The sequence below is a fragment of the Streptomyces sp. NPDC027962 genome (assembly GCF_055566095.1).
In genome coordinates, this window is record NZ_JBVHTA010000026.1 from 14,942 (window position 1) to 25,783 (window position 10,842).

Sequence of the window (10,842 nt, forward strand, 5' to 3'; positions counted from 1 at the left end):
CCACGGGGCAGCCGAACACACGCTCAAGTGCGGCGCAAGTGCGTCCGATTGGGCGTCGGCTTGATCCGTTGAGCAGGTTGCGGACCGTCCGGGAGGAGATGTCGCCGGGCCGGCCGGTGATCTCCTGTAACGCGGCGTTCAGCCGAGCCGCCAACTCCTCCTGAGTGAGACCGAGTTGATCCAATCGGCGCTGAAGAACGAGATTCCCTCCCATGTACCGAACGTAGTACCGCCGTCACGCTGACGCCCAGGCCCCAGGTAATGGGAACGCAAAGTCTTCCGGTTGGTGGGCGTGCACGAATCCGGGACTCTTCCTGTTGCCCTGCGCCCGTCGCTCGTTGACTGGTCATCGGTCGCCGAGCCGGGTTCGGCACGGCGGCACGGAGGAAAGCCCGGCCCTGCCTCGCTCGTCCGGACCGGGAACCCCACGCCGGAGGGAAAGACCTCGTGACCACGACCGTCGCTCAACCGAATGCGATCGGCGCCCCGGGTTACACCGCGGAGGTGCCTTGCGTCCGCGAGTCCGTGAGCCGCGCCCGCGTTCTCGTCTCCAATGTGCTGGCGGCCTGGGGCATGGCCGACGACGTGGCCGACTGCGGAAAGATCATCGTCACCGAACTGCTGGCCAACGCCGTCGAGCACACCGAGACCCCGGTGTCGAAGGTCATCATCGAGCGTCCGAGCAACGGCGCCGTCCGCATCGGAGTCTCCGACCGCTCGCACGGCGCGCCCCACCTGAAGACAGCCAACCCGAATGCTGAGAGTGGCCGGGGTCTGAGTCTGGTCGCGGCGATGAGTTCGCGGTGGGGCTACGACATACACCCGTGGGGCAAGGTCACCTGGGCTGTGATCGAGGCTTCGGCGGGCAGAGAGCAGTGAGCACCGCAGTGGCTCCGAAACGCCCGGCCGAGGAGTGGACGCCACCGCTCGGGGCAGACGGCTTACGGCTTGTGCTGGAGCGGTTCGGGGCCTGGAAGCCGCTCGACATCGAGGAGGTCTTTGACGATCTCGACGCGGCGATCGGCAATCAGCCGCCACCTGTCGCAACGACTGTCGCCCTGCTCGACCGCCTCCGCAGACACCTGAAGCAGCTCAGCGACATCACGGTGGCTGACGGCAGCTTCCCGCCCACCGCCGAGATGACCCGACTCGTCGAGCGAGGGGCCCCTCTGCTGGAGGAGCACACACCGGCTGCCTATCGGCAGGCTGTCGGACTCGCCCGCCGTCTCGCCTTCGTAACCGCTGACCTGATCGAAGAGTTGATCGAGGCCCGCTACATCAAGGGGACCGAGTGACGCACGCCCCCACCCACCCGCGTGCCACTCGGCGGGCTGGTCAACACGAACCGGCCCGCCGAACGGCCCTTCGCAGGCGTGGGCCTCCCAGCTCGCCGTCCAGCACACCGCCCCGTTGGTGAGCCGACGAGAACGGAGACCGTTCGCCCCGGCCTCCCGGCCCATCCGGCACGCGATGCCGGCCTGCATCCTCCAACACGTACGACCGAAGGAAGTCCATGACGAACACGACCGTCGAGCCCGAAGAAGCGACCCGCCTCCGGAACAAGGTGGTGGACGAGCTGTGCGCGGACGGAAACATCTCCTCCCCGGAAATTGAAGCCGTGATGCGCAAGGTGCCCCGGCACGCGTTCATTCCCGACACCCCGCTGGACATGGCGTACGACACGTACGCGGCGGTGATCACCAAGACGGACGAGCACGGTGTGCAGCTCAGCTCCGTCTCCGCCCCGCAGATTCAGGCGATGATGCTGGAGCAGGCCCAGGTGAAGCCCGGGATGCGGGTGTTGGAGATCGGGTCGGGCGGGCTGAACGCGGCCTACCTCGCCGAGCTCGTGGGTGCCCACGGTGAGGTCGTCACCGTGGACATCGACCCCGTCGTCACCGACCGGGCGCACCGGCTCTTGGACGAGCACGGCTACGACAGGGTGCGCGTCGTCACCGCCGACGCCACCGAGCCCATTCCGGACCTCGGCGAGGTCGATGTCATGATGGTGACCGCCGGGGCCTGGGACATCGCCCCGACGTGGACAGCGCAGCTCAAGCAGAGCGGCCGGCTCGTGGTGCCGCTGCGTATGCGCGGCCTGACCCGGTCAGTCGCCTTCACCCAGATCACGGGCGAGCACGGCCCCTACCTGGAGAGCGAGTCGGCGCGGATCTGCGGCTTCGTTCCGATGCAGGGCTCGACAGCCCACCGGGAAGAACTCCTCCTCGTCAACGGCACCCCTGAGATCGGGCTGAAGTTCGATGACGGGCTGCCGGCCGACCCGCACCGGCTGGACAACGCGGTCACGTTTTCGCGCCACGAGCTGTGGACCGGCGTCACCGTCCGCATCCAGGAACTCATCGACACCCTCCAGATGGCGATGGCGATCAGCCTGCCCGGCTTCTGCACGATGGCCGTCGACGAGGACCTGGACACGGGCCTGGTCGCCCCCGTGAACAAGCGGTTCGCCCTCGCCGCCGTCGAGGACGACACCTTCGCCTACCTCGTCACCCGCCGCACCGAGGACAACAAGCACATCGAGTACGGCGTGCACGCCCTCGGCCCGAACACGAAGCAGTTCGCCGACAAGGTCGCCGACGTGCTGCGCGACTGGGAGGCCAACCGGCGCGGCGGCCCCAGCCCGGTCATCCGGGTCTATCCGGCCAACACCCCTGATGACCAAATCCCGGCCGACCGGGTCATCGACAAGGTGCACAGCCGGGTCTCGCTCTCCTGGCCCTCGGCGTAACGCCGGAAGCCAGGTCGTTCCACACCATCCGAACACCAAGAGGAAAGGCACCAACATGACGAGCGCCACCCTGGCCCCGCCCGCCCCGCTGGCGGGCCTGGACGACGACTTCGCGCCCTTGGACGTGAAGGTCGTCATCGCCGAGCACGCGTACGGCAAGCTCATGTGCTCCACGGGCGACGGCTGCGGCACCACCTGCGCGACCGGCGCCTCCGCCTGCGGCTCCTTCACGGAGGACCCGGCCTGATCCAGGCCGTTCCCCTTCGGTGGGCCGGGCGAAGTGCTTCGCCCGGCCCACCGGCCCCTCATCCGCCCCGCTTGACGGAGGGCACCTTGGCTTCCCGAGCAGTCGCCGACTACCAGTGGCAAGGCGTTGCGATGCTGCGCGCCACCACCAACCCCGGACCCGCAGACATCCCCCGTACCCTCGACCTGGACAACGTGGCCGTCACCTGCGGATGGCTGAACCGCATCTGGCAGCGCGAGGACTTCCGCAGCGCGCTGGAGCTGGCGACCCCCGTCCTGTCCGAGGCCATCGAAGCAGTCGTCCAAGGTCGGCAGACCGAGCCCCGTCACGTCCGCCGCACCGCGGTATCGACGGTTTCCTATCTCCTGCGGTGGCAGCACCGGCCGACCCCGCTGGGCCTCTTCGCCGGCACCGCCCCGGTGGCAGTTGGGCCCCGAGCGACCGCGCGGTGGGGCGACAAGCACCGGGCGTTGGTCCGGCCGGACGCCGAATGGGTCACCGATGTGGTCCTCCGGCTCCAGCGCACCCCCGCGTTACTGAAGCGGCTCCCGCTCGTCGGCAACAACGCCGCCCACACGCGGGGCGATCGGCTCGTGGCGCCGGGCCCGCCCTCCGACGGCCACGCCGTCCTGCTGGCCCCGGTCGAGATATCCGTCCGCAACGCCCGGCCAGTCGCCGCCGCGATGGACGCGGCCCGCACCCCCATCTTCTACAGCGGCCTGCACGGCCACCTGCGCGACAGCTTCCCGCAGGCCACTCCGGAGCAGATCGACGCGCTTCTCACCAGCCTGGTCGAGCAGCAGTTCCTCATCACCAGCCTGTGGGCGCCCATGACCACGGTGGACACCCTCCAGCACCTGTGCCACGAACTGGAACGGCACGGCGCGGACAGCATCCCCGACGTGCGGAACCTGGTCCACGAGCTGTACGCGCTGCGCGACGAGGTGTCCGCCCACCAGCCGACGCTCTCCGACACCAGCGTGAGCGTCGTCGCCGCGCGGATGCGCGACCTCACCACCGTCACCCCGACACCGCTGCTCATTGACACCGCCCTCGACTGCGAGACCCAGCTCCCGCAGGCCGTGATCACGGAAGTGCAAGCAGCCGTGTCGGCCCTGTACCGGACCACCGCTCAGCCCTACGGCTACCAGCACTGGCGCGACTACCACCGCCGATTCCGGGCCCGTTACGGCGTCGGCGCCCTGGTGCCGGTGATGGACCTGGTCGCCGACAGCGGCCTCGGCCTGCCCGCCGGATACGTCGGCTCCGAACGCGGCGCCGCCCTGAAGGCGCGCACCGACCGCGACGAACTGCTACTGGCCTTGATGCAGCAAGTCCTCCTCGACGGCCGCGACGAACTGCGGCTGACGGACGACATGGTCCACGCCCTGGAGAAGGCCGCCGGAACGGACGAGCGCCTGTTCGTGCCTCGGGTGGAGGCCGCCTTCGAAGTCCACGCCCCCAGCACCCAGGCACTGTCCAGCGGCACCTTCGACGTGCTGCTCACCGCGGCACCCCGCCCCGGCAGCAGCATGGCGGGCCGGTTCGCCCACGTCCTGCCGCCCGAGCATCAAGACGCCCTCGCCGCCACCTACCGCGGGGCACCGGACGGCCTCACGGCGCAGCTCGTGTTCCCGCCGCGCCGGCACCGCAACGAGAACGTCACCCGCACACCGCGGCTGCTGCCGCACGTCATCGAGCTGTCCGGCCACCAGGAGAGCGACGAGACGACGATCCGGCTCGCCGACATCGCCGTCACCGCCGACCCGCGCAGCTTCCACCTCGTGCAGCGCTCCACCGGTCTGCGCATCGACGTGCGGGTCCTGCACGCCCTGGAAGGCGGTAACCAGACCCCGCCACTGGCACGGTTACTCGCCGAGGTGGCACACGGGCGGTACGCCGCCTACAAGCCGTTCGACTTCGGCGCCGGATCCCGGCTCCCGTTCCTCCCCCGAGTCCGCTACCGCCGCACCATCCTCACGCAGGCCCGATGGCTACTGATGGCCGACGAACTGCCCGGCCGGAAGGCTCCGCGGCAGGAGTGGGAGGACGCCTTCACCGCCTGGCGGGACCGGCTGCGGGTCCCGATGCAGGTCGCCGTCATCGAGTACGACCAGCGCCTCCCTCTCGACCTGTCCCATCCGGTCCACCTCCGACTTCTGCGCGCGCACCTCGACAATGCCCGGCGTGTGGAGTTGCGCGAGGTCCCGGAAGCAGACGCCCACGGCTGGATCGGGCGGGCACACGAGATCTGGCTCTCCCTGGGCCGGTCCGAGCAGGGCACCCCCTACGTGCCCCGGCCGCGCCCCGCCACGGCGACGGCAACCGGGAGGCACTTCCCGGGGGCCGGCGGCGTCCTCCACGCGCAGCTCCACGCCCATCCGCGCCGCTACGACGAGATCCTGAGCCACCACCTCCCCCACCTGCTCGCCGCGTTCGGAGAGGAGCCGCCGACCTGGTGGTTCACCCGCCACCGGGAGATGGCCCGGCCGGACGCCGACCAGCACCTCGTCCTCACCCTGCACCTGCCGCCAGACGCACACGGGGCAGGCGCACGGCACGTCTGCGCCTGGGCGGACAGCCTGCACAGGACCGGTCTGGGGGCCGGGCTCGTCCTGGCCCCGTACCAACCGCAGACCGGGCGCTTCGGCAGCGAGGCAGCCATGGACGCCGCACACCAGGTGTTCGCCGCGGACTCCGCAGCTGCCCTCGCACAGATCCAGCTCACCGAGCGCACCGACGCCTTCGCCCCGCAGGCCCTCGCAGCCGCCAGCGCTCTACACCTCGTCACCCCCCTGGCCCCGGACACCGCGGCGGCCGAAGAGTGGCTGGTGCGCAACCTCCCCCAGGGCGCCGGACGGTTGAACCGTGCCCTACGCAGTCAGGTACTCGAACTCGCCGCGCCGAACGGCACCTCCGCGCTCGCGGCCCTCCCCGGCGGCCCACAGGTCACCGAAGCATGGCGGGCCCGCGCCGCAGCCGTGGCCACCTACCGGACAACCTTGGCCGCTGAGCGTGATCCGCTCGACGTCGCCCGGTCGCTGCTGCACCAGCACCACGTCCGGGCTCTGGGCGTCGATCCGCGCACCGAGGAGACCACGATCCGGCTCGTGCGAACGGCGGCCCTACAGCACCGGATGGCGGCCCGATGACCACGCTGGCCGCCACCGCCGCGACGACCCTGCAGCAGTACACCGCCCATCTGGCGGAACCCCTGCCACCGTCCCCGGATGAGCCCTGGGCGGTGCAGTCACTCGCCGACGGCGCCGCCGGAATCAGCCTGCTGCACATCGAGACGGCCAGCCGGTACGGCAGCTCCTGGCGCTCCGCCCACCGATGGATCACAAGCGCGGCCTCCGGGCCCATCAGCGTGGCCGACCAGACTGGCCTGTTCCTCGGCGCCCCGGCCGTCGGCTTCGTCCTCACCGCCGTCCCTCCCGCCTACCAGCATCTGTACGCCTCCGCGCGCACGATCCTGCACCAGCACGTCACCGCCCTCGCCAACCGCCGCGTGGACGCCGCGCTCGCCCGCATCGACAGGGGAGACCTGCCGACCTTTGCGGAGTACGACCTCTTCTACGGCCTCACGGGTATCGGTGCCTACCTCCTGCGCACCGAGCCCGAGAGCCCAGCGCTGGAGAGGATCCTGCGGTACGTCGTCGCCCTGACCCAGCCACTCGCCGCTGACGGGCGCAGTCTTCCCGGCTGGTGGGTCCGCCACGACCCGGCGCGCGGCGAGTCCCCCCACTTCCCCGGCGGGCACGGCAACTTCGGCGCCGCGCACGGCATCACTGGCCCGCTTCTCCTCCTGGCCCAGGCCCTGCGGCGCGGAATCACCGTCCTTGGCCACCAGGACGCCATGTTCACCATCTGCGCCCACCTCGACGCCTGGTGCCAGCACGGTGATTCCAGCCCGTGGTGGCCCGAGCACATCTCGCGGCGCGATCTCGACCGCCGACGGCCCCACCACGACGCCCCCGCCCGTCCGAGCTGGTGCTACGGCACGACAGGCATCGCACGGGCAGGCCAGCTCGCCGGGATCGCCCTGCGCTCACCCACGCTCCAGAAGTTCTACGAGGACGCCCTGTACCGGGCCTTGTCCGATCCCGCGCAACTCGCCCTGGTCACGGACAACGGCCTCTGCCACGGATGGGCGGGCATCTATCAGACCGCTCACCGCGCAGCCGAAGTCGCGCTCGACCCGCGGCTGCACACCCTCCCGGAACGCCTTGGTGAAGCCCTCACCGCACCCGACCAGCTCAGCTCCTCATCGGCTTCCGGCCTGATCAACGGCACCGCTGGCACCGCGCTCGCCCTCACCACCTTCGCCTCGCAGCAGGCGCCGAGCACTGGATGGGACGCATGTCTCCTGATCAACTGACTCAGGCAACCGAGCCGAGCCCTACGCAGCACGCAGTCCTCGCCGTCCTGACCGGCCTGCCGCTCGCCGACGCAGCACAGCAATACCGGATGGACCCCGTGGTCCTCTCCGACGCGGTCGCGGTCTACGACCAAGCCGGCCGGGAAGCGCTGGCCCGCCAAGCGGCCACTACCAACTGGTGGCAGACGTACCTCCACTTCACCGACTGGCCGAACGCCGACACCGTCTTCACCACGCACGTCCTGCCCATCCTGCGCGAAGCGGAGACCGCCGGCGCGATCGAGGGCTGGTGGTACACCAGAAAGCACCCATGCTGGCGTCTGCGCCTCCGGATCCATCCCGCGGGCGGCGTCAAGGTGACCTTTGGAGACGCCCTCGACCGCCTCGTCTCCAAAGGTCACCTTCAACGCTGGTGGCCCGGCATCTACGAACCGGAGACTCCGGCGTTCGGCGGGAAGACCAGCATGACGGCCGCGCACGCCCTGTTCGTCACCGACAGCCGAGAGACCCAACAGTTGCGCCGGCGCGGCGGCCTCACTGTGGGGCCCAGAGAGCTGTCCGTCCTCCTGTGCACGATCATGATGCGCGCCGCCCGGCTGGAGTGGTACGAGCAGGGCGATGTCTGGGACCGCGTCATCACGACGGAACACCGCTCGGCCGTCAGCGACGTTCCGGTGGAACGGCTCAACGCCCGAGCCCAGGAGATCCGCCCCCTGCTTCTCGCCGACAGCGACGCCCTGCTGGGCTCCGGGGGTCCGCTGGAACCCGTCGCCGAGTGGGCCGCCACCTTCCGCAACACCGGCCAGACACTCGCCCAAGCCGTCCAGGACGGAACACTGGATCGCGGGCTGCGACAAGTGCTCAGCTACCACGTGATCTTCCACTGGAACCGGCTCGGGTTGTCCATGCGCGGGCAGAGCATCCTGGCCTGGGCAGCCAGGGCGGCGATCCTGTACGACGGAAAGCACGAGGAGAGCCAACGCCCGTGACGACGCTCACCATCGGCGGTAGTGGCATTCTGGGACCGAATTGATTGTCCGAACAGGTCCATGACCCGCAGCCGCACGGTGCCGGAGTCGCTGAGCTGGCGGGCCAGGTCCACGAACCGCTCGGTGCCGTAGTGCGCGTACCGCCGGTGATTGTAGACACCGATTGCGCCGCCCGTGTCGGGCCAGTGCGGGCTGGCCCCGTTAGATCGGACGTTCCCCGTGGATCTTCCACTGCATTGCTGCGGCCCCTTCCCATCGGCCTCCAGCATCGCAGAGGAACGCCCGGCAGCGGCCAGGTCCAACTGAGCGGTTTCAGCCCCGTCCGGGGAGCCAGGCCCGTCGCGCGGGTTCTCCCTCCCGGGAGGGGGGAAGTCACTCTTTCTCCGTAGCCGCCGAAGGTGAAACACCCCGCGCGGCGCGCCAACGCCCCCCGCGACATTGGCTATTGGGGGCGATGCCCGCGGCGGGCGCACTCCGGCACGATTCGTTCGTGACGAAGCGGACGAAGGAAACCGGGATATCCGGCATACCCGAACAGCGGCGGACCGCATTCCTCGAACTCATGCTGCTCTCCCGCGAATGCGACCGCAGATCGGGCATCGTGCTGCGCCAGGGCGAGGCCTGGTTCCACATTTCCTCCGCCGGGCACGAGGCGCTGGCCGCCCTGTGCGAACTGCTCGACGCCGACGACCTGATATTCCCCCACTACCGCGACCGGGCGCTGATGCTGGCCCGCGGAATGGACGCGGAAGCACAGGCGAGAGATCTCATGGCCAAGGAGAAGTCCCACTCCGCCGGCCGCAATATGAGCGCCCATTTCGGCCACCGGCCCGGCAACGTCTTCTCCGTCGCCAGCCCCACCGGCAGCCAGTGCCTGCCCGCCGTCGGCGCCGCCTGGGCCGCGCAACTGCGCGGCCGCAGCCAGGTGGTCGTCTGCTCCATCGGCGACGCCTCCACGCGGCAGGGCGAGTTCTTCGAAGCCCTCGCCTTCGCCGTCGAGCGGAACCTGCCCGTCGTCTTCCTCGTCAGCGACAACGGCTACGGCATCTCCACCCCCACCGGCTCCATGTCGCCCCACGCGCTGGGCCTGCTGCCGCCCGAACGCACCCACAGCGTCGACGGCGCCGACCCCGACGCCGTCCACACCGCCTCCGCCGCCGCCCTTCACACGGTGCGCGCCGGGCAGGGGCCCGTTGTGCTGTGGTGCCGGCTGGACCGCCTGGAGTCGCACACCTCCTCCGACGACCACCGCGTCTACCGCAGCGAGCAGGACATCGCCCGGATGCGCGACCCCATCGACCTGTTCGCGGCCAAGCTCACCGCCGAAGGCCTCCTGGACGCCGAGACGCTCGAGCGCACCCGCACCCGCCTGGCCGGCGAGATCGAGGACATCTACGACCGGGTCGCCACCGAAACGGCCGCCGACCCCGCACGGATCACCGACCACCTCTTCGCCTCCCGCCCCGCCACCACACAGACCAACGCGCCGCACACCGAGCCGTGCGGCGGCACCATGGTCGCCGCCGTCAACCGCGCCCTTGCCACGGGCCTTGCCCGCCACCGCGAACTCGTCCTGTTCGGCGAGGACATCGACGACCCCAAGGGCGGCGTGTTCGGCTTCACCAAGGGCCTCGGCAAGGCCGCCGGGTCCCGTATGACCAACGCGCCGCTCGCCGAGGCCACCATCGTCGGCGCCGCCGTCGGACTGGCCGCCGCCGGCATGCGGCCCGTCGTGGAGCTGCAGTTCGTCGACTTCGCCGGCCCCGCCTGGAACCAGATCGCCGCCCAGCTGACCACCCTGCGCTGGCGCACCGCCTCCGCCTGGCAGTGCCCCGTCGTCATCTACGCCCCCTGGGGCGGCTACCTGCCCGGCGGCGGGATCTGGCACAGCCAGAGCAACGAAAGCCTCTTCACCCACCTGCCCGGCCTGCACGTCGTCGTCCCCTCCACCCCCGAGGACACCGAAGCCGCCTTCCTCGCCTCCTTCACCGCAGAGGACCCCACCCTGATCCTGCTGCCCAAACACCTCATGCGCCGCCGCCGCGAGCCCGCCGACCACCCCGCCCCCGCCCACGGCGCCCGCACCCTGCGCCAGGGCACCGACGTCACCGTCGTCACCTGGGGCAACGGCACCGAACTCGCCACCGACGCCGCCCGCGCCCTCGCCGCCGACGGCATCGAAACCGACATCATCGACCTGCGCTGGCTCGTCCCCCTCGACCGCGCCGCCGTCGCCGCCTCCCTGCACCGCACCGGGCGCCTCGTCGTCGTCCAGGAGGACAACCGCACCAGCAGCTACGGCGCCGGCCTCATCAGCGAACTGCTGTGCGCGGACGACGACTTCTACTCCCTGCTCGCCCCGCCGCGCCTGGTGACCCGCGACGACGTGCACGTCCCCTTCCACCCCGACCTCGAACGCGCGGTACTGCCCGCCGCCGACGACGTGGTCGCCGCCGTCCGCTCCACGTTGGCCTGA

The 10,842-nt window shown here is 70.5% G+C and carries 8 protein-coding genes and 1 pseudogene; 8 read left to right on the forward strand and 1 reads right to left on the reverse strand.

Translation table 11 applies throughout. The features are described 5' to 3' along the window. Positions 1-4: 4 nt before the first annotated feature. Positions 5-214, reverse strand: a pseudogene (locus tag ACZ4SA_RS23290) (helix-turn-helix domain-containing protein); the annotation flags it as partial. 233 nt (positions 215-447) lie between these two features. Between ACZ4SA_RS23290 and ACZ4SA_RS23295 the strand changes: the two are divergent. The 8 genes from ACZ4SA_RS23295 to ACZ4SA_RS23330 all read left to right on the forward strand — a co-directional run bounded on the left by ACZ4SA_RS23295 (position 448) and on the right by ACZ4SA_RS23330 (position 10,842). Beyond that, a complete protein-coding gene (locus tag ACZ4SA_RS23295) occupies positions 448-879 on the forward strand; it encodes an ATP-binding protein (protein ID WP_468277637.1) in 432 nt (143 codons plus the stop codon). 8 nt (positions 880-887) lie between these two features. Further along, positions 888-1,295, forward strand: coding sequence for a DUF6415 family natural product biosynthesis protein (locus tag ACZ4SA_RS23300; RefSeq protein WP_468277639.1), 408 nt, complete (start codon positions 888-890; stop codon positions 1,293-1,295). 218 nt (positions 1,296-1,513) lie between these two features. Continuing rightward, the gene (gene fxlM, locus ACZ4SA_RS23305; protein ID WP_468277641.1) at positions 1,514-2,749 is read left to right on the forward strand and encodes a methyltransferase, FxLD system; all 1,236 of its coding nucleotides are present in this window, start codon (positions 1,514-1,516) and stop codon (positions 2,747-2,749) included. Between the two features lie 55 nt (positions 2,750-2,804). Continuing rightward, positions 2,805-2,996, forward strand: a complete 192-nt coding sequence (locus ACZ4SA_RS23310) for an FxLD family lanthipeptide (RefSeq protein WP_012380187.1) — start codon at positions 2,805-2,807, stop codon at positions 2,994-2,996. Positions 2,997-3,082: 86 nt separating this feature from the next. Beyond that, positions 3,083-6,148, forward strand: a complete 3,066-nt coding sequence (locus tag ACZ4SA_RS23315; protein ID WP_468277643.1) for a lantibiotic dehydratase — start codon at positions 3,083-3,085, stop codon at positions 6,146-6,148. Then, complete coding sequence (locus ACZ4SA_RS23320; RefSeq protein WP_468277645.1) at positions 6,145-7,377, forward strand: lanthionine synthetase C family protein; 1,233 nt, start codon at positions 6,145-6,147, stop codon at positions 7,375-7,377. The genes ACZ4SA_RS23315 and ACZ4SA_RS23320 overlap by 4 nt, the downstream gene beginning before the upstream one ends. Continuing rightward, a complete protein-coding gene (locus tag ACZ4SA_RS23325; protein WP_468277648.1) occupies positions 7,359-8,366 on the forward strand; it encodes a thiopeptide-type bacteriocin biosynthesis protein in 1,008 nt (335 codons plus the stop codon). Before ACZ4SA_RS23320 ends, ACZ4SA_RS23325 begins: the two co-directional genes overlap by 19 nt. Positions 8,367-8,856: 490 nt before the next feature. Further along, positions 8,857-10,842 (forward strand): alpha-ketoacid dehydrogenase subunit alpha/beta, encoded by a 1,986-nt coding sequence (locus ACZ4SA_RS23330; RefSeq protein WP_468277651.1) that lies wholly within the window; start codon positions 8,857-8,859, stop codon positions 10,840-10,842.

Excerpts from the sequence above, each read along its gene's own strand:
- fxlM (WP_468277641.1), top strand. The coding sequence starts at position 1,514 with ATGACGAACACGACCGTCGAGCCCGAAGAAGCGACCCGCCTCCGGAAC.
- ACZ4SA_RS23310 (WP_012380187.1), top strand. The coding sequence starts at position 2,805 with ATGACGAGCGCCACCCTGGCCCCGCCCGCCCCGCTGGCGGGCCTGGAC.
- ACZ4SA_RS23320 (WP_468277645.1), top strand. The coding sequence starts at position 6,145 with ATGACCACGCTGGCCGCCACCGCCGCGACGACCCTGCAGCAGTACACC.
- ACZ4SA_RS23325 (WP_468277648.1), top strand. The coding sequence starts at position 7,359 with ATGTCTCCTGATCAACTGACTCAGGCAACCGAGCCGAGCCCTACGCAG.